General features: G+C 63.7%; 17 protein-coding genes and 1 tRNA gene. 8 read left to right on the top strand and 10 right to left on the bottom strand.

Translation table 11 applies throughout. The annotated features are described in order from the left end of the window. Positions 1–286 precede the first annotated feature (286 nt). Positions 287–460 (bottom strand): hypothetical protein, encoded by a 174-nt coding sequence (locus AC3WLT_RS05355; protein ID WP_492590874.1) that lies wholly within the window; start codon positions 458–460, stop codon positions 287–289. A 153-nt stretch (positions 461–613) separates the two neighbouring features. Here AC3WLT_RS05355 and AC3WLT_RS05350 point away from each other — a divergent pair, with 153 nt between their 5' ends. Then, positions 614–784, top strand: a complete 171-nt coding sequence (locus AC3WLT_RS05350; protein ID WP_492590873.1) for a hypothetical protein — start codon at positions 614–616, stop codon at positions 782–784. Between the two features lie 209 nt (positions 785–993). Here AC3WLT_RS05350 and AC3WLT_RS05345 read toward each other — a convergent pair whose 3' ends face one another. Then, the gene (locus AC3WLT_RS05345) at positions 994–1,458 is read right to left on the bottom strand and encodes an MATE family efflux transporter (RefSeq protein WP_492590872.1); all 465 of its coding nucleotides are present in this window, start codon (positions 1,456–1,458) and stop codon (positions 994–996) included. 49 nt (positions 1,459–1,507) lie between these two features. Beyond that, positions 1,508–1,816: a DUF2288 domain-containing protein gene (locus tag AC3WLT_RS05340; RefSeq protein ID WP_492590871.1), complete on the bottom strand. Its 309-nt coding sequence runs from the start codon at positions 1,814–1,816 to the stop codon at positions 1,508–1,510. Between the two features lie 121 nt (positions 1,817–1,937). Between AC3WLT_RS05340 and AC3WLT_RS05335 the strand changes: the two genes are divergently transcribed. Continuing rightward, on the top strand, positions 1,938–2,654 hold the full coding sequence (locus AC3WLT_RS05335; RefSeq protein ID WP_492590870.1) for a pentapeptide repeat-containing protein: 717 nt from the start codon (positions 1,938–1,940) through the stop codon (positions 2,652–2,654). A gap of 300 nt (positions 2,655–2,954) precedes the next feature. Here the strand turns inward: AC3WLT_RS05335 and AC3WLT_RS05330 are convergent, their stop codons facing one another. From AC3WLT_RS05330 to AC3WLT_RS05315, 4 genes are all read right to left on the bottom strand, one after another. Continuing rightward, complete coding sequence (locus AC3WLT_RS05330; protein WP_492590869.1) at positions 2,955–3,095, bottom strand: hypothetical protein; 141 nt, start codon at positions 3,093–3,095, stop codon at positions 2,955–2,957. Positions 3,096–3,519: 424 nt separating this feature from the next. Further along, on the bottom strand, positions 3,520–3,846 hold the full coding sequence (locus AC3WLT_RS05325) for a hypothetical protein (protein ID WP_492590868.1): 327 nt from the start codon (positions 3,844–3,846) through the stop codon (positions 3,520–3,522). Between the two features lie 199 nt (positions 3,847–4,045). Next, a complete protein-coding gene (locus AC3WLT_RS05320) occupies positions 4,046–4,765 on the bottom strand; it encodes a peptidoglycan DD-metalloendopeptidase family protein (RefSeq protein WP_492590867.1) in 720 nt (239 codons plus the stop codon). A gap of 208 nt (positions 4,766–4,973) precedes the next feature. Next, the gene (locus AC3WLT_RS05315) at positions 4,974–5,882 is read right to left on the bottom strand and encodes an aldose epimerase family protein (RefSeq protein ID WP_492590866.1); all 909 of its coding nucleotides are present in this window, start codon (positions 5,880–5,882) and stop codon (positions 4,974–4,976) included. A 614-nt stretch (positions 5,883–6,496) separates the two neighbouring features. Here AC3WLT_RS05315 and AC3WLT_RS05310 point away from each other — a divergent pair. Continuing rightward, positions 6,497–7,327 (top strand): undecaprenyl-diphosphate phosphatase, encoded by an 831-nt coding sequence (locus tag AC3WLT_RS05310; RefSeq protein WP_492590865.1) that lies wholly within the window; start codon positions 6,497–6,499, stop codon positions 7,325–7,327. 299 nt (positions 7,328–7,626) lie between these two features. Continuing rightward, positions 7,627–7,700, top strand: a tRNA-Arg gene (locus tag AC3WLT_RS05305). A 209-nt stretch (positions 7,701–7,909) separates the two neighbouring features. Here the strand turns inward: AC3WLT_RS05305 and AC3WLT_RS05300 are convergent. Beyond that, positions 7,910–9,487, bottom strand: coding sequence for an acid phosphatase (locus tag AC3WLT_RS05300; protein WP_492590864.1), 1,578 nt, complete (start codon positions 9,485–9,487; stop codon positions 7,910–7,912). A 221-nt stretch (positions 9,488–9,708) separates the two neighbouring features. Between AC3WLT_RS05300 and AC3WLT_RS05295 the strand changes: the two genes are divergently transcribed. The 3 genes from AC3WLT_RS05295 (at position 9,709) to AC3WLT_RS05285 (ending at position 12,178) form a co-directional block, all read left to right on the top strand. Further along, a complete protein-coding gene (locus AC3WLT_RS05295; RefSeq protein ID WP_492590863.1) occupies positions 9,709–11,121 on the top strand; it encodes a cytochrome-c peroxidase in 1,413 nt (470 codons plus the stop codon). A 132-nt stretch (positions 11,122–11,253) separates the two neighbouring features. Beyond that, the gene (locus AC3WLT_RS05290; protein WP_492590862.1) at positions 11,254–11,643 is read left to right on the top strand and encodes a hypothetical protein; all 390 of its coding nucleotides are present in this window, start codon (positions 11,254–11,256) and stop codon (positions 11,641–11,643) included. A gap of 85 nt (positions 11,644–11,728) precedes the next feature. Then, on the top strand, positions 11,729–12,178 hold the full coding sequence (locus tag AC3WLT_RS05285) for an NUDIX hydrolase (protein ID WP_492590861.1): 450 nt from the start codon (positions 11,729–11,731) through the stop codon (positions 12,176–12,178). Between the two features lie 61 nt (positions 12,179–12,239). On the opposite strand, the gene AC3WLT_RS05280 is transcribed toward AC3WLT_RS05285, so the two are convergent. Both AC3WLT_RS05280 and AC3WLT_RS05275 read right to left on the bottom strand, forming a co-directional pair. Continuing rightward, on the bottom strand, positions 12,240–13,106 hold the full coding sequence (locus AC3WLT_RS05280; protein WP_492591015.1) for a transporter substrate-binding domain-containing protein: 867 nt from the start codon (positions 13,104–13,106) through the stop codon (positions 12,240–12,242). A 259-nt stretch (positions 13,107–13,365) separates the two neighbouring features. Next, on the bottom strand, positions 13,366–15,075 hold the full coding sequence (locus AC3WLT_RS05275) for a glutamine--tRNA ligase/YqeY domain fusion protein (protein WP_492590860.1): 1,710 nt from the start codon (positions 15,073–15,075) through the stop codon (positions 13,366–13,368). 376 nt (positions 15,076–15,451) lie between these two features. Between AC3WLT_RS05275 and ggt the strand changes: the two genes are divergently transcribed. After that, positions 15,452–17,206, top strand: coding sequence for a gamma-glutamyltransferase (gene ggt, locus AC3WLT_RS05270; protein ID WP_492590859.1), 1,755 nt, complete (start codon positions 15,452–15,454; stop codon positions 17,204–17,206). Positions 17,207–17,255 lie beyond the last annotated feature (49 nt).

The raw sequence follows: 17,255 nt of genomic DNA, 5'->3' as shown, positions 1-17,255 counted from the left end.
CGAATTGCATCGGGCTGAAAATGAACCAAACACGCATGTCTGCATGTCTATATGCGTCCCATCAACAGCAACACGCCTCAGTGCGCGGGCGCCGTGCCCGCTTGAGGCGTGTTGGAGAGATTGACGCCGGCGCGCCACAACAGCTTTGCGGCATGCGTCGGCGCGCGACGGTCGGCGGCAGGCAGACCGTCGCTGCGGTTAATCGTGGCGGTTAAGTCAGTCGGCGAGCGCAGTGTCTCGCTAGATAGCCGGAATGTGCGCAAGCGCACGAACGGGCGGCTCTCCCTCAATGCCGCCGATGCATCCAGTCCAGCAGGTGTTGATGAGTCAGCCAGTGATGCACCATGCCTTCGCCGCCGTGTTCGCGCCGGTAGGTTCTCGATTCGAAAATCGACAAGGCGAGCAGTACGAGCAGACCTATTCCGAGTCCGACCAGACCCGCGATCGATTCAGCGTCCATGGCAGTCTCCTTTGATGAGGCAGTCATGCCTTCATAGTAGGACACGCGTAACGAAATGGGAGGGGGAGGCTGCGTGCGGGGCCGTCGTGTAAAGCGCTTTGCAGGTAGACTCTTGGCGCTTTGCCGCCGATATTCATTCCGTCTAGAGAGTCTATGAATCGCGTTCTACTGATTGCGCTACTGCTGGCCGCCAGCCTGACCGGCTGCGCCAATGATCCATCCGGCCATCATGGCGGACCGCCGCCGAAAGATCCGAGCGACTATCACGGCGTGCCCACCGACGACCGGCCGCCTTCGATGGTGCCCGCGCCGGCCGCGCTTTGACCGGATGTGAAAGCGGCCAGGCGGTCTGCCTGGCTGTCCACATCGAGGATATACGTGACGGCCGCACTCGCTGCGTCGCGGAGAAAAGGAAAGGCGAAACGCCGGCGCGGGCACGCCGGCGCTTCTGACCCGCGCAGACTGTTCGCGCGGAGAGCGCGGGCTGCAGGCATTCTAGGGCGAGCGGTGCGCCGTATATGTATGCGCTTGTTTCAAGCCGTAACCGCATACTGCACAAAGGTTAAATGGGCAACTTCGGGGGCAACCCCGGCGCCCCTGGCAGAGCGCGCGACGCCAGGCAAGAACCGCGCGAGCGTTGCGCCGCGCGCGGCCATGAAGATCAGCCGCGCGGCCCACGGCAAATAAGCTTCAGCAGTGGCGCGCACTGTGGCCTGATCGGTCAGACGTTCGACGATCCATGTCCCCGCGCCCCAGTACACCAGCGAGAAGCCGACTGCGCCGAGTGCGGACCCTAACGCCGCTACCTTGACCGCCTGCAGGAACGCGTGCCGGTCGCGTGCGCCGAGCGCGACGCCGCCGAGATACGATGCGCCGTTCAGATGCCCGGCGACGGCCGTATCGACCGCGCCGAGGATCGGTTGCGTCAGATTGGCGAGGACGATCGGAAACGCCAGTGTCAGCACGCGCCGATGCCAGCGCACGGGTAACGCGGGCACACGGCGGGCGCTGCCGCTTCGAGTGTCTGCGCGCCGGGTGCGCTTTCGCTCAATGGCGTTCCTGCACGCAGACCCACGGCGACACGACTACCGCCCACAGATCGGGATCGCGCGCGGCGAAATCGGCGGCGGTGTCTGCCTGCACGCGTTCGACGAGGCCGGACGACAGCCATTGCGTGACTTGCGCGGTGTCGTCGCTGGCGATGGCTTCGGCGACGCTCACCAGATCGAGGTCGCGCGCGACGCGCAGCAGCATGCCGCGCGCAAAAAAGCGTTCGAGCTCGGTCCAGCCGATTTTGGCGGTTTCCGCAAGCAGCCTGGCGTACAGCGGGCTCTGGGGGGCGTCGTTGGAAGTCATGGTGGGCGGGGGTTCTGATGGGCCGTTACTATAAACCATCGGCGCTCGACTGCCACGGCGGCGCGCATTCCGGTACGCTTGGGGTCTTCCGATTTTTATTCTCCACTCATTCTCCATTTTCATGTCACTGGATTCAACGACACCGGCTTCGGGCGCGCAAGCTCATGTGGTGAACGGCGCGACGCTCACGCGCGCCGACGTGGAGCGCCTCGTCGCGCTCAGCAAAGAGCCGCTGCATTTCACCGACTGCGATTTCGAAGGCGCAGATCTGTCGCGACTCGATTTGCGCGGTGCTGAGTTTCATCGCTGCACGATCGTCGAAACGTCGTTTTTCGGCGCGACGCTGGCGCATAGCCGCTGGGTGCGTTGCCGCGGCCGCGAGGCGGATTTCGCGTCAGCCGATCTGGTCGACGCGGCGTTCCAGTCGAGCGATCTGAACAACACCAGTTGGCGCCGCGCGAAGCTCGCATCGGCGTCGTTCCACAGCTGCAAGCTGACCGGCGCGAACTTCGAGGGCTGCGCGGCGCTGGGCTTGAGCTTTGTCGAGACCTTGCTGGTGGGAGCGCATTTACGCGGACTGTCGTTTCGCAAGACAACGCTGCAACAACTCGATTTCTCGGACGCCGATCTCGCGGGGGTCGATTTCCGCGAGGCGGTTTTCGACGGCGGCAGTCTGAAGGACGCGCATCTGAAGGGCGCGCGCTTTGACGGCGCCGACCTGCGCGAAGCCGATCTGAGCGGCGTGCGGCTCGTCGACGCCGCGCTGTTCAAAGGCGCGACGATTTCACATCAGCAGGCAGCCGTGCTGGTGACCGAACTCGGTTTGCGAGTGATGTAAGCACCCGTTTTCAGCCGGCCGTTCCAGCCGTTTGGCTAGCTCGAGCGAATCGCCGGCAATCACCGGCAATCACCGGCAATACTGCGATCCATTTCATCGAATGAATAAAATCAGTTGATTCGATGGTGCGGGATTTGTCGGCGGATTTGAAATGTTCAAATATCTTCGCTATTCTCGAATTTGTTATGATGAAGGCGGCGGCTGATTATCTCTGCTCGGCTATCGATTAATGGTTCGGTATGGTGCGTTGGCGCACAAAAGGCACGCTGCATGCAGGGCGCCCGCATCATCGCGGGCGGTTTAGCGGAAATCGGCCAAACGCCTTTCGTCGGATTTATTTGGGAAATCTCGACGGATGCTTGCTGTACAAGGCTTTTCCAGCCGACTGCGGATTTTTGCCGGTGATTTAATGGCGCGTTGCATCGCGGGATTTTCACCCATTTATTCTGCGTACTTTTGTGATTTCAGATTAACATAATGCGGACTCCGTGCGCCGCATCACATTACCTGCGAAATTAATAGATTGCGCGTGTATAAGCGAATCGTTAGATTTACTTCTGGCGCATGGTGAACCGGTCCTTTGCCGATATGCGCCAAACCCCCGTTAGCCCGGCCTCGTGCCGGGCTTTTTTTATCCGCGCATCACTTTCGATTCACACCCGGTGTTGATCATCGAAGATTACTTTTTCTTCACATCGATGTGCAGACCGGAGACCCGGGGTTATGACCTGGCTGATCATTTTTCCCGGCATCCGGCCGCTCATGCCCGGTGTGCTGATCGCCTTGGCCGCGCGCATCGATCCGCGCTCCGGACGCTGGCGCCGCCGTTAGCTCGCGTCGCGCCACGCGGCGCGTCCCGGCGCCGTCACTGTTTGCAGCGAATCACCATCGACCGGTTCTTCACGTTCGCACCGAAGATCCCGCCGATCGAGCCGCCCGAGGTGGCGCCGTTGTCGACATCCTTCGAAACGACGTCATAGCCGTAGTTGCCGCAGACTTCGCCGGCGTGCTTGTAGCACTCGGCCCAGCTCGAGCTGGCGTCGCTGCCGCTGCAGTTGATCGCGAAGCCAGTGTCGCCGCTCGGCAGGTAGGTCATCGTGGTAGTGCTGGAACAGCCGCCGAGGCTGCCGAGCGTCAGTACGCCGAGGCCAACCGCCGCGGCCATTGCCACTGACGCGAATGCGCTCTTCATTGCAAATTCCTTACAGATGACAGGGGCGACGTGGCGGTGGGCCGCGTCGCGTGTCGGATTGAGCGTTTTATAGCACGCCGGGTTCCCTGAGCGGCGGTTGCAGCCCGCGTGGGCGGCGCGGCCTGGTGATCCGCGAGCGTGCGGCTAGCGTGCGGCTAACGGGCGGCTAACGGGCGGCTAACGGGCGGCTAACGGGCGGCTAACGTGCGGGTAATGCCCGCGACGGGTCGATCGAGCGGCCCTGATAGCGCAATTCGAAGTGCAGCATCACCCGGTCGGTGTCGGTATCGCCCATCTCGGCGATCTTTTCGCCGCGTGCGACCGTCTGACCTTCCTTCACCAGCAGCGCGCGGTTGTGCGCGTAGGCCGTCAGATACTCGGCGTTGTGCTTGATGATCAGCAGGTTGCCGTAGCCGCGCAGGCCGTTGCCGGCATAGACCACCGTGCCGGCCGCCGCGGCCACCACGGGGGTGCCGGGCGCCGCCGAGATATCGATGCCCTTCGAATTGGCGCCATCGAAGCGCCGGATCACCGTGCCGTCGGCCGGCCATGCCAGCGGGATCGACGAAGCCGGCGCGGACGGCGGCGCACTGTCGGCGGGCGCCGGGCGCGACAACGGCGGCGTGGCCGTTGTGCTCCCGCCGCCGTTGCTGCGCACGGCGCCGCTCGTCGACGCCGCGTTGCCCGGAGGCGCCACGCGCAACACCTGATCGACCTCGATGCTGTCCGGGTTCGTCAGATTGTTCCAGCGCACGATGTTTTGCACCGACTGCCGGTTGCTGCGCGCGATCTTCGAAAGCGTATCGCCGCGTTCGACGCGGTAGAACCCCGGACCCGCCGGTGCGGACCCGCACGCGGCGAGCACCGCTAATAACGACGCGCAGGCCAGCCGCTTCATCATTCTTGTTGTGTCAAACATTGGACCTCGCAAAGCACTGCCACGCGCCGATCCCGATCACGCGGCAGATAGATGCAAAAGCGTCCGATTCTAACGGTTTTGCGCTGCAGCACTCGAAAACGGGTTTCGGCGAGGCGAGCAACCGCCGGTAAGGGCGGTGCGGAAGCGAGCGCTCGCCGTGTCGGCGGAAGGCGCTGCGCGAAAGGGGGAAAGCGGCAAAACTCCGCAATCAGCGCAGTGCGCTGACGTTGATGCGCAGCGCGGCCGTCTCGCTTTGACCCGGTTCGAGCCAGCGCAATCCCATGCCGTTGTGAATCGCATCCGGCAGACCCAGCCATGGCTCGACGCAGTAGAAATCCGACCCGGGGGCTTCGGTCCATGTCGTCACGGCGTACCAGGGCGCCGAGTCCGGACGTTGCAGGTCGATTGTGACGACCCGGTTCAGGCCCGGCGCGACGATGCGCACGGGCCGCTCCGGCACGCCGTCGAGGCAATGGAAGCGGTCGAGAATGCGCGCCTCGTCGAGCGTATAGCGCGGCTCGCCCGGCTCGGCTGCGCTGATCGAGCCGTCGTCCTGCTGGTAGCGCCGTTCGGTGCGGGGCAGCTCCACCGACGTCTCGCCGCGCTGCGTGTGCGGCAGCGTGAAGTAGAAGTGGTGGCCGGCGTAGTAGGGCAGCGGCGCGTCGCCGGTGTTGGCGGTGCTCAGCGTGACCTCGAGTGTGTGCGCATCGACGAGGCAGTACGCCGCTTCGAAACGGAAGCCGAACGGATAGCCGCCACGGGTCGCGTCGCTGTCGGTCAGGATCATGCGCAGACCGGCGCCGTGCACGTCCGCGTGCGCCTCGAAGGGCAGGTCGCGTGCAAAGCCGTGCATCGGCAACGCGCGCACCGTGCCTTCGGCGTCACGCCAATAGCCGATCTTGCCGTCGACGCGATGCCGTCCGAGAAATGGAAACAGCAGCGGATTGCCGCCGCGGATCCTGGCGGGCTGGCTCCAGTCGGCGTGCTCGGGCCAATGGATCACCGGTTCGCCGTCGACGATCCACGACAGCAGCCGGCCGCCGGCCTGCGGCGAGAAGCGGAGCACGGAGGCGTCCAGGGCGATCTCGAGAATGTCCTGTTGCGGGGAGAGGGGCATGGTCGATGGGCCTGATGGGTTACGGTTGGTCAAAACGGGTTGGTCAAAGTGGCTGGCGGCCGCCGCTGGCAAGCGCCGCGCGGCGTCGCGCGCGAGAGGAAGATTCTGCGCTGCTTTGCGCTACGGGGAAACCCTTCTCGGGAAATTGCGGGTGTCGGAGAAGCGCCATCCTTGCCGATAATCCGTCTGACCGCCCGGTGTCGTCGACTGCCGGGCCAGACCGGCTCAGGAGGCGTTATGGATCTCGCAATGGCAATGGCTGTGACTTTGTTCGGCATGTTCGCGGCCAGCACGGTCTATTTTTTCTACAAGCTCGAACGCTGATCCCGTTGTCCCGCTTCGCCGGCCGCCGGTTCGTTCATTGCGAGCCGGGCGCCTGAGCGCACTGAATTCCGCATGATCGCAGGGCCGCCGCCACGACGGCTCTGTTTCTTTGTCTGTCGCGTAACAATGGTTTCGAATTGTGACGCGGCGCATCAAAATTTTCCCAACCGCGGCTCAAAAGCTTGGCGCTGACATTTCACCCAGGCATAATCGGTGCGCTTTGACGCGTCGACGCTTTCCCTTTGCGGCGCGCTGTTCCCCGACATTTTCCTTACAGAGAGGATCGCCGCGTGAACCTGTCGTTTTTGATTTTCCTAAGCGTGTTGCAAGGCGTCACGGAGCTCTTTCCGGTTAGCAGCCTCGGCCACACCCTGCTCGTGCCGGCGCTGTTCGGTATGCACATAGACAAGCACGCGCCGCAATTGCTGCCGTTCCTCGTCGCGTTGCACCTCGGCACGGCCCTCGCGTTGCTGTGGTACTTCCGCAAGCGCTGGTACGCGCTGGTGCGCGGTCTCTTCGCGTCGTTCGGCGGCCGCCGCAACGACGATGCGCACATAATGTGGGCGCTCATCATCGGCACGATTCCGGCCGGTCTGGTCGGACTGCTGCTGGAAAAGCGGCTCGAGCGGCTTTTCCACGATCTGCGCATCGTCGCGATCGCGCTGATCATCAACGGTGTGCTGCTGTGGTTCGGCGACCGTCTGCAACGCTCGCGCGCGCATCAGCCGCCGGAGAAGATGACGTTCCGCCAGGCGTTTCTGGTCGGGCTGGCGCAGATCGGCGCGCTGATCCCCGGCTTTTCGCGCAGCGGTCTGACGATGATCGCCGGCAACGCGGCCGGCCTGACGGCGGAGAAGGCTGCTGAGTTTTCGTTTTTGCTCGGCACGCCGATCATCTTCGCGGCCGGCGTCCTCGAATTGCCGAAGCTGTTCCATGCGCCGGGCCAACTCGCCGATGCGCTGCTGGGCGGCGTGCTGACCGCGATCGCCGCTTATCTCAGCGTGCGCTTCCTGATGCGCTATTTCGAAGGCCGCGGACGTCTGGCCTCGTTCGGCCTGTACTGCGTGATCGCGGGGATCGTGTTCTTCGGCTGGTTCATGTTGCATCCGCAGCCGGTCTGATTGCGTTCGATTTGCCGCCTGCACCCATTCGACGCTGGCGGGCGGGAATCGATCGGTTATAATCCGGGCCCGGCTCAACCTGCCGGGCCCGTTTGCTTTGGCGGCGTGTCGATGGCTGCCGGACAGGGTCGAGATTTCAAGTCCCGGCCCGGTCAGATACAATTTCGGTATCGCATAAACCACGAACTACGAACCCTGTGGCGCGCTCTATCGCGTAGGGCACAGGTTTCCGACGCCCGAGAGCGGGTTCTCAATTGCGGGTGATGCTCGTTGTACGTTTAGCATCGCCTCTCTTCATTACGGCAGTAGCTCAGCTGGATAGAGCATCGGCCTTCTAAGCCGAGGGTGGGGGGTTCGAGTCCCTCCTGCCGTACTTCAAATGCTCGCGCCGCGGCTTGCGGCGCTTCAGAGCCTTCTTCTCCTGAGCGTGCGTGTTCCCGCGAGCGGCTTCATGCCGACGGCTTTACGCTGCCGACTGCGCGTCGATGGAATCGACGCACTCCGCGCGACGACGAAAACAAAAAAGGGCAGCCGAAGCTGCCCTGTCAAAGCCGCGCCATCAGGCGGACAGTTGCCTGGCGATTATTGCTTGACGTTCAGCGCGGCCGTCAGGTCGCCCATCGGCTTGCCGCCGTTGCTGACCAGCGCGGCGTCGCGAGCCGAGATGCCCGGCAGCGTCGGCAGCGAGAAGCGGTGCGTGATGAAGCGCAGGATCGACGTCGTGTCGTACTGCGTGTGATCGACGAAACCCTTCTTCGCGTACGGCGAAATGATCAGCGCCGGAATCCGCGTACCCGGGCCCCAGCGATCGCCCTTCGGCGGCGCGACGTGATCCCAGAAGCCGCCGTTTTCGTCGTACGTGACGACCACCAGCATGTTGTTCCACTGCGGACTCTTCTGCAGATGCGAGATCACGTCGGCGATATGCTGGTCGCCCGACGCGACGTCGGTGTAACCCGGGTGCTCGTTCAGGTTGCCCTGCGGCTTGTAGAACGATACTTGCGGCAGCGTGCCGGCATCGATGGCCTTGATGAACTCCGAGCCGCCGAGGCCGCCGTCGAGCAGGTGCTGCGCGCGGTTCGAGGTGCCCGGTGCGAGATCGGCGAAGTAGTTGAGCGGCTGGTGGTGCGGCTGGAAGTTCGGCGCCGTCAGATTCGGGCCGTAGATCACATTCGACGTGCTGGTTTGCACCGCCGAGACTGCCGCGCCCCACGCGCCGCCGTACCATGCCCACGACACGTTCGCGTTGTTGAGCAGGTCGCCGATGTTCTGCTGCGTCTGCGCTGGCAACGTGGTGGCGACGCTCGGGTCGGCCAGCGTGGCGTCGCCGCCCGAAGCCGGTTTGTTGCCGCTCGGCTGATACGGCGGCTGCATCGTGTTGATCGCGTAGAAGTCAGGCGTCAGGTTGCCCGAGAGCACATATTTCGGCGGGCCGCTCAGCGCCGATGCCGGCGAATTGGACGCGACTTTCAGCGTCACGCCGTCGGCTTCCACTGCCGACACCAAGCCCGCCGCCGGGCTCTTGTCCGCGTTCGGATAGGTCGGCGTGCACGCGCAAACCAGCCACTGGTGGTTCAGGAACGAGCCGCCGAACGCGCCCATGAAGAAGTTGTCGGCCAGCGTGTATTGCTGGGCGATCTTCCACAGCGGCAGCTTGTCCGCGTTCTGCGTGTAGTGGCCCATCACGAGGCCGCCGGAGTCCGCCCATGCGGCGAACTTGTCGTTCTTGCCGCCGTCGATCTGCATCTGGTTCTCGTAAAACCGGTGGTACAGGTCACGGGTCGTGGCGGTGATCGGCGTGTTGAAACCATTCGGGTCGTCGATCGCGAACGGGCTGTTCGGCAGGTTGGCGGTCATTGCCTGCGTCACGACCGGCGTCACGCCGGTTTGCGTCAGACCGTTCCACACCTGCGGCAGCGTCGCGAGCGGCGCGCCGTTCCGGTCGACCTGAGTTGCGCTCGCCGCGGTCACGTTCTGCAAGCCATTGGCGCCCGGGAAATTGCCGTACAGATTGTCGAAGCTGCGGTTTTCCGCGTAGATCACCACGACCGTCTTGATCGACGTAATGTCCGGCTGCGTGACTTCGCTGCCGCCGCATGCATACAGGCTCAGCGCTGCTGCGATCGCGATGGGCGTCGCGCAGATCAGTTTCTTGTTCATGTCGTGTTTTTCTCTCTTTCTCTCGCGTTGGGGACCGGCCGCGGCCCTGCTTGCACGGAGGGCCGCGGCCGCGAAAGTTTCGCAAGGGAATTTGACAGAGAGATGTAATTAATTACGAATGCATTCGTTCGGCGGTCTTTAGTCGGCTATATGTCATTTAAACGACATGTCGATGAAATACGCTCGCGCTCTTCAACATCGCAAGCATTCACATCATTCTTATGCGGCTTGGTCTGACGGGGATTCGTGGAAGGGCGTTTCGGCTGGCGGCGCGGCGGCTCGTGTGGCCGGTTGGCGTGGCGTTGGCGATGACTACGGCATTGGCCGCCTGCGATTCACGGGCGCCAACGGCCGGCGGGGCGGCGGGTACGGATGCGGCCTCGAAGGTGGCTTCAAGCGTGGCCTCAAGCACGCCGCTCGCCTCGGTATCCGCGCTTGCGGCCGTGCCGGCAGCGGCCTCGATGGTGCAAGCGGCCGCGCATGACGCTGGCCAGACCCGCGCGCAAGTCTACGAATCAGTGCGCCAGATGACGGCGCTCGGCAAGCAGCTGTTCTTCGACGCGTCGCTATCCGGCTCGGGCAAACTGGCGTGCGCGTCGTGCCATCGCCCCGATCACGCGTTTTCGCCGGCCAATTCGCGGTCTGTGCAACTCGGCGGCAGCGACATGCACCGTTCCGGCATGCGCGCTGCGCCCACGCTCAAGTACCTGCAATCGGTGCCGGCGTTCGCCGAGCATTATCACGAGTCGGATGACGAAGGCGACGAGAGCGTCGATGCCGGGCCGACCGGCGGCTTGACGTGGGATGGCCGGGTCGACCGCGGCTCGGACCAGGCGCGGATTCCGCTATTGTCGTCGTTCGAAATGGGCAGCTCGCCGCAGAAAGTCACGGCCGCCGTGAAGGCCGCGCCGTACGCCGACGCGTTCCGCGCGGCATTCGGCGAGCACATTTTCGACAACGACGACGCCACCTTCAAAGCCGTGTTGCAAGCGCTGGAAACCTTCGAGCAAACGCCCGAACTTTTCTATCCGTACACCAGCAAATACGACGCATATCTGGCAGGCAAGGCGCAACTGACGCAGGCCGAACTGCGCGGCCTGCAGGTCTTCAACGACGAAAAGAAAGGCAATTGCGCGAGCTGCCATATCAGCCAGCGGAGCAGGGACGGCGCGCCGCCGCAGTTCAGCGATTTCGGTTTGATCGCGATCGGCGTGCCGCGCAACCGGGTGCTGCCGGTGAACCGCGATCCGCATTTCTACGATCTCGGCGCCTGCGGGCCGGAGCGTACCGATCTGAAGGGGCGCGCCGAATTTTGCGGCATCTTCCGCACGCCGACACTGCGCAACGTCGCGTTGAAGAAGAGCTTCTTCCACAACGGGATTTATCATTCGCTGGACGAAGTGCTGCGTTTTTATGCCCAGCGCGATACGAATCCGGAGAAGTTCTATCCGGTCTCGAAGGGGAAAGTGCAGAAGTTCGACGATTTGCCGCAGCGTTACTGGGCCAATCTGAATACGGAGCCGCCGTTCGATCGCAAGCCGGGCGACAAGCCGGCGCTCGACGAGGCCGAGATCAAGGACGTGGTGGCGTTTTTGAATACGCTGACCGATGGATACAAGCCGGCCGCGCAGTGAGTGAATCCGAGGGGCTTGGGCCGCGAGCCAGGCTGACCGGCACGAGCGCCATGCTATGCTTTTGGGTCCAGATCACGAGCGGCGGCTGGCGCGCTCGTGACCGCCTGAATCACTCTTCGAGGAGAACCCTTTATGTCGATGCGAACCCGTGCTCTCTTCCACCTGACTGTCGGCGGCCTGCTGCTGGGTGGCGCAATTGGCGCACAAGCGGCGAACCTCGGTTTTCTGAACGACACCCCGGTCAGCTGGATGAAACAGCGCGACGTCGACTCGATCAAGGCGGCCGTGACCGCCGCGCTGAACAGCAAGCAGGACGGCGAAAGCGCGAACTGGGTCAACGAAGGCACCGGTAATAGCGTGAAGATGGACGCGGTGATCACCGCAGCGAGCACTGAGAAAGACGGCGATCGCACCTGCCGCGACATGGGCGTCGTGCTGAACGCGAAGGGGCAGTCGATGACTCTGCGTCCGCAGTTCTGCAAGCAGGGCAGCGGCAACTGGCAGTTGCAGAAAGAGCACTGAGCGTGCAGCACGGTATGACGAAGCGCGCAGCGCTGCGGCCGGCGTCGTTCGACGCCGCGCATCCGCCCGGCGGCGCGGTGCGGCGATGAGCGCGCGGGTGGTGTCGTGCGGCATCGTGCTGCTCGATCCGCACGGGCGGGTGCTGCTCGCACACGCCACCGAAACTTCGCACTGGGATATTCCGAAGGGGCACGGGGAAGAGGGTGAGGCGCCGCACGTCACCGCGCTGCGCGAGATGGTCGAGGAGACCGGTATCGCGATTGCGGCCGAGCGCCTGAAAGACCTCGGGCTGTTCGTTTACCGGCGCGACAAGGATCTGCATCTGTTCGCCGCGCGCGCCGTCGCTGGCGAACTGGATCTGTCTTCGTGCACTTGCACGTCGCTGTTTCCGCGCCGCTCCGACGGCACGCTGATTCCCGAAATGGATGCCTACCGCTGGACCACACCGGACGAAGTCGACCGGTATGCGAGCCGCAGTCTCACGCGGCTCTTTCAGACCACGCTTTCACTCGCGGAACTGCATCGCTCGCTGTAATAGCAGCCGCGAGCAGCGGCGCGGGCGGCCTGATGCCTCGACGCCTCGGCGTGCCGGCGCCTCAGTCGAGCGCGTGGTCGTTTGGATGCGCGAACAGCGAGCGGTTCTGATCCGACAGCGGAAAATTCAGATTGATGCCGTGCGGCGGAATCGGCTGCGTGAACCAAAGCTTGTACAGACGTTCCGCTTCGCCGGATGTCTGGCCGCGTGCGATCACCCCGTTGACAAGATTGCGGAACGGCTCGTCGCCCTTGCGGAACATGCAGGCATAGACTTCGTAGCCGAGCGGCGTGCCGGTCACCACGAAGTCCTCGGGGCGCGGGTCGGTCGATTTGAAACCGTAGACGATCGGCTCGTCCATCACGAAGGCCACCGCCCGGTCGTCCTTGACTGCTGCGAAGGCTTCCTGATGATCGCGTGCGCTGGTGATGCGCATGTTCAGATGTTTGTCGGTGTTCAGGCGGCGCAGCAGGCGTTCGTCGGAGGTGCCCGCGGTCGTCACGACCATCTTGCCGGCCAGATCCTGAAAATCCGTGATGCCGCTGCTCTTGCGCGCGATCATGCGCACCGCGTACTGGAAGAAGCTGTTCGAGAAAGCGGCCACATTTTCGCGCTCGACTGTGTGCGTGGTCGAGCCGCACTCCAGATCGATCTGACTGTTCAGCAGCATCGACGTGCGGTTCGACGAGGTCACGGTGATTTCGTGCACCTTCAGCTGCGGCATGCCGAGCGTTTTCTTGATTTCATCGACGATCTGCAGCGCGATGGTCTGCGAGTAGCCGACCGTGTGCTTGCCGTCGAAGTACGAGAAGGGGATCGACGCTTCGCGCACGCCGAGCACGACCACGCCGTCGTCGTGGATTTTCTTCAGCGTGCCGGTCAGCTCTTCCGCGCGCGCCGTGCATGAGAACGAGGCCGCGCTGCACATGAGCAGCGCGACGAGGACGCCATGTGCTCCACGTGCCATGCATGCGAAATGTGCGGCGGAAACGGTACGCGCGTGGCGTGTGCCCCATGCGCTCGCCCCGCGGCGGGCTGCAACTTTCATCGGACCTCCCGGACTGCGCTTGCACGTATGCCGCGCTGTCTCTGTCGATGGAACGTGACGCTACGAAACGGCGTGCACCTCGCTCGCAAGATGCACGCCGTGTTCGACTCTGGATCTTCGAGCGAGAAGCCGCTCCAGCTTACGCCGGCTTGCCCCAACTGTCGCGCAGGCTGACGATGCGATTGAATACGGGCTTACCCGGTTGCGAATCGACGCGGTCGGCGACAAAGTAGCCGTGGCGCTCGAACTGATAGCGCTGTTCCGGCAGTGCGTGACGCGCGCCCGGTTCCAGGTAGGCGTTGACCACGCGCTTCGAATCCGGATTCAGCGCTTCGAGGAAGTCGCGTCCGCCCGCGTCCGGTTGCGGCTCCTTGAACAGACGGTCGTAAATGCGCACTTCCGCCGGACACGCGCCCGCGGCGCTGACCCAGTGAATATTGCCCTTGACCTTGTAGCTGTTCGCGCCTTCGGTGCCCGATTTGCTGTCCGGGAAGTAGTTGCAGTGGACCGCGACGATGTTGCCGTTTTCGTCCTTGTCCGCGCCCGTGCATTCGATCACGTAGCCGTAGCGCAAGCGCACCTTGTTGCCCGGGAACAGGCGGAAGTAGCCCTTCGGCGGCGTTTCGTTGTAGTCCTCGCGCTCGATCCACAGCTCGCGCGAGATCGGGAACTCGCGTACGCCCTGTTCCGGATGATGCGGATGCACCGGTGCGCTGCACGGCTCGGTGACGCCTTCGGGGAAGTTGTCGATGATCAGCTTGAGCGGATCGAGCACGGCCGCCGTGCGCGGCGCCTTCTCATCCAGGTCGTCGCGCAGCGCGCCTTCGAACACGCTCATGTCGATCCACGAATCGACCTTGGTGACGCCGATGCGCTCGCAGAACAGCTGGATGCCCTCAGGCGTGAAACCGCGCCGGCGCAGGCCGACGATGGTCGGCATACGCGGGTCGTCCCAACCGTCGACGTGGCCTTCGGTCACCAGTTGCAGCAGCTTTCGCTTGCTGGTGATCGCATAGGTCAGGTTCAGGCGCGAAAACTCGATTTGTTGCGGCAGCGGGCGCGTGAAAATGCCGGCTTCGGCGAGCTCGTTCAGGATCCAGTCGTACAGCGGACGATGGTCTTCGAATTCGAGCGTGCACAGCGAATGCGTGATGTTTTCCAGCGCGTCCGAGATGCAGTGCGTGTAGTCGTACATCGGGTACACGCACCATGTGTCGCCGGTGCGGTAGTGATGCGCGAAGCGGATCCGGTAGATGACCGGATCGCGCATGTTGAAGTTCGGCGACGACATGTCGATCTTCGCGCGCAGCACGTGTTCGCCTTCCTTGAACTCGCCGGCTTTCATGCGGCGGAACAGGTCGAGGTTTTCCTGCACGGAGCGATCGCGAAAGCGCGACGGCGTGCCGACTTCGGTCGCCGAGCCGCGGTTCGCGCGCATTTCCTCGGCCGACTGGCTATCCACGTACGCCTTGCCGCGCTCGATCAGCAGTTCGGCGAATTCGTACAGTTTGTCGTAGTAGTCGCTGGCGAAGTAGAGCTGTTCCTTGCCGTCTTTTTCCCACTCGAAACCGAGCCAGCGCACGGAATCGATGATCGACTCGACGTATTCGACGCTTTCCTTTTCCGGATTCGTGTCGTCGAAACGCAAATGGCACACGCCGCCGTAGCTGCGCGCCACACCGAAATTCAGGCAGATGCTCTTCGCGTGACCGATATGCAGATAGCCGTTCGGCTCAGGCGGAAAGCGCGTCTCGACGCGCTGACCCCACTTGCCGGTGCGGTTGTCTTCGTCAATGATGTTGCGGATGAAATTGGATGCCGCTGGCGCGTCGTTGCGTTCGGTATTCATGCGAGAAGGTCAAGGTCTGTCGCGGGCGCGCAATGCGCTCGCTAATCTGTCAATTCTACCTGACGAGCCCCGCCGCGGCAGGCGAGTGCGGCGTGCCGCCAACGTTCGGGAGGCTTCGACGGGAATTTGGGGTCCGCAGCGGCGCTGTAACAGGAGGTAAAACGTTTTTTGACGCGGCCGCCGCCGACTTAGGATGCGGGCGGCGCGGTTCTGCCCGCGCGACGCGCGACCTGTGCAGGGCGACGCGGCCTGCGCCCGTGCCGTGTCGTCCCGTGCACGTGGTAGCCGCCCTCACAGGCCGCGCCGTCCTTCGTCGCCTTGCACGAACGCCTGCCGTTCGTGCAACATGACGCCCTTGGTTCCCGGAGTTTCTCGGATGTCCGTCCCGACGCACGACGCGCCTCGCGCGCCTTTCGCCTCTTTTTCCCTCGCTCGCATGCTGACGGCAGCGGCGGTGTTCGCTGCATTGAGCGGCAGTTTCGTCGCTCCGGCACCCGCGCTGGCGAAAACCGCCACGCCCAAGGCGGTGCTCGACGCATCGGCGGTGGCCGTGCCGGATCGCTACAGCGCCGACACCGCGCAACAGATCTTCGCGGCCGGCGGCAACGCGGTGGACGCCGCAGTGGCGATCGCCTTCACGCTGGCCGTGACTTATCCGGACGCAGGCAACATCGGCGGCGGCGGTTTCATGACGGTCTTCATGGACGGCAAGCCGTACTTTCTCGATTACCGCGAACGCGCGCCGCAACAGGCGACCCGCGACATGTACCTCGACGACAAAGGCAGCCTCGTGCCGGGCATGAGCCTCGTCGGCCATCGCGCCGTGGGCGTGCCGGGCACGGTCGACGGCATGTGGCAGGCGCAGCAGCGCTTCGGCAAGCTGAAGTGGAAACAGGTGCTGGCGCCCGCGATCCGTTACGCCACCGATGGTTTCCAGGTGGAGCCGTGGCTGCAGAAACGCCACGACGACGCCGCGAAGAGCTTCGCCGGCAAGACCAATTTCGATGTCTACTTCTCGAATCTGAAGGCGGGCGCCACGTTCCGTCAGCCCGAACTCGCGCAAACCCTTTCGCGCATCGCGAGCGACGGCGGGCGTGAATTCTACGAGGGCCGCACCGCCGATCTGATTGCCCGGCAGATGTACGGCCACGGGCTCGTGACCAGACAGGACCTGATTCAATACAAAGCGGTCTGGCGCCAACCGGTCACCGCCGAGTGGAACGGCTATCGGATCGTCTCCGCGCCGCCGCCGAGTTCGGGCGGCGTCGGACTGATCCAGATGCTGAAAATGAAGGCCGATCTGAAGCCGGCCTTCGACGGCCTCGAGCTGAATTCGGTGCCGTATATCCATCTGATTGCGCAGATCGAAGACCGCGTGTTCGCCGATCGCCAGCAGTACATGGGCGACCCGGATTCGTACAAGGTGCCGGTCGGCAAACTGATCGACGACACCTACCTCGCGCAACGCGCCGACGAGGTCAAACCCGACGAAGTGCCAGGCGCGACGCCGGTCAAGCCGGGCCTTGGCGACGCGATGCCGGAAAAAGCGCAAACCACGCATTTCTCGGTGGTCGACAGGTGGGGCAACGCCGTGTCCAACACCTACACGCTGAACGGGCCGTTCGGCGCGGGCGTGGTGGTGGACGGCGGCGGCTTCCTGCTGAACGACGAAATGGACGATTTCGTCACCAAACCGGGCGAGCCGAATCAGTCCGGCGTGACCGGCAACGAAGTCAACACGGTGGCGCCGGGACGCCGGCCGCTGTCGTCGATGGCGCCGACCATTCTGTTGAAGGACGACAAGGTCTCGCTCGTGATCGGCACGCCGGGCGGTTCGCGCATTTTCACCTCGATCTTCCAGGTGATCACGAACCTGTATGACTTCAATATGGCGCCCGCCGACGCACTGGCCGCGATGCGTTTTCATCACCAGTTGCTGCCGCAGAAGACGATCTACTGGGAACCGTACCAGCCGATCACGGGCGAGTTGGCCGAGCAGCTGCAAGCCAGGGGCTATACGTTGCAGGGACAGCAGTTCAACGGCGACGTGCAACTGATTCGCGTCGACGGCACGCATCCGGAGCCGGCCGCCGACCCGCGCGGCGTGGGCGTGGGGCGGGTGATTCATTGAACCGCTCGAGCCGACCGAAAAACGAACAGCGATGGAAAAAGAAAACGCG

This window comes from Paraburkholderia sp. FW306-2-2C-D06C (assembly GCF_058781505.1).
The sequence above is the reverse complement of the archived record's forward strand: the minus strand, read 5'-3'. Positions and strand labels throughout refer to the sequence as shown.

Excerpts from the sequence above, each read along its gene's own strand:
- AC3WLT_RS05300 (WP_492590864.1), bottom strand. The coding sequence starts at position 9,487 with ATGAACAAGAAACTGATCTGCGCGACGCCCATCGCGATCGCAGCAGCG.
- AC3WLT_RS05285 (WP_492590861.1), top strand. The coding sequence starts at position 11,729 with ATGAGCGCGCGGGTGGTGTCGTGCGGCATCGTGCTGCTCGATCCGCAC.
- AC3WLT_RS05330 (WP_492590869.1), bottom strand. The coding sequence starts at position 3,095 with ATGGGTGAAAATCCCGCGATGCAACGCGCCATTAAATCACCGGCAAAA.
- AC3WLT_RS05320 (WP_492590867.1), bottom strand. The coding sequence starts at position 4,765 with ATGTTTGACACAACAAGAATGATGAAGCGGCTGGCCTGCGCGTCGTTA.
- ggt (WP_492590859.1), top strand. The coding sequence starts at position 15,452 with ATGTCCGTCCCGACGCACGACGCGCCTCGCGCGCCTTTCGCCTCTTTT.
- AC3WLT_RS05275 (WP_492590860.1), bottom strand. The coding sequence starts at position 15,075 with ATGAATACCGAACGCAACGACGCGCCAGCGGCATCCAATTTCATCCGC.
- AC3WLT_RS05350 (WP_492590873.1), top strand. The coding sequence starts at position 614 with ATGAATCGCGTTCTACTGATTGCGCTACTGCTGGCCGCCAGCCTGACC.
- AC3WLT_RS05355 (WP_492590874.1), bottom strand. The coding sequence starts at position 460 with ATGGACGCTGAATCGATCGCGGGTCTGGTCGGACTCGGAATAGGTCTG.
- AC3WLT_RS05315 (WP_492590866.1), bottom strand. The coding sequence starts at position 5,882 with ATGCCCCTCTCCCCGCAACAGGACATTCTCGAGATCGCCCTGGACGCC.
- AC3WLT_RS05295 (WP_492590863.1), top strand. The coding sequence starts at position 9,709 with ATGCGGCTTGGTCTGACGGGGATTCGTGGAAGGGCGTTTCGGCTGGCG.
- AC3WLT_RS05335 (WP_492590870.1), top strand. The coding sequence starts at position 1,938 with ATGTCACTGGATTCAACGACACCGGCTTCGGGCGCGCAAGCTCATGTG.
- AC3WLT_RS05340 (WP_492590871.1), bottom strand. The coding sequence starts at position 1,816 with ATGACTTCCAACGACGCCCCCCAGAGCCCGCTGTACGCCAGGCTGCTT.
- AC3WLT_RS05325 (WP_492590868.1), bottom strand. The coding sequence starts at position 3,846 with ATGAAGAGCGCATTCGCGTCAGTGGCAATGGCCGCGGCGGTTGGCCTC.
- AC3WLT_RS05290 (WP_492590862.1), top strand. The coding sequence starts at position 11,254 with ATGTCGATGCGAACCCGTGCTCTCTTCCACCTGACTGTCGGCGGCCTG.
- AC3WLT_RS05280 (WP_492591015.1), bottom strand. The coding sequence starts at position 13,106 with ATGTGCAGCGCGGCCTCGTTCTCATGCACGGCGCGCGCGGAAGAGCTG.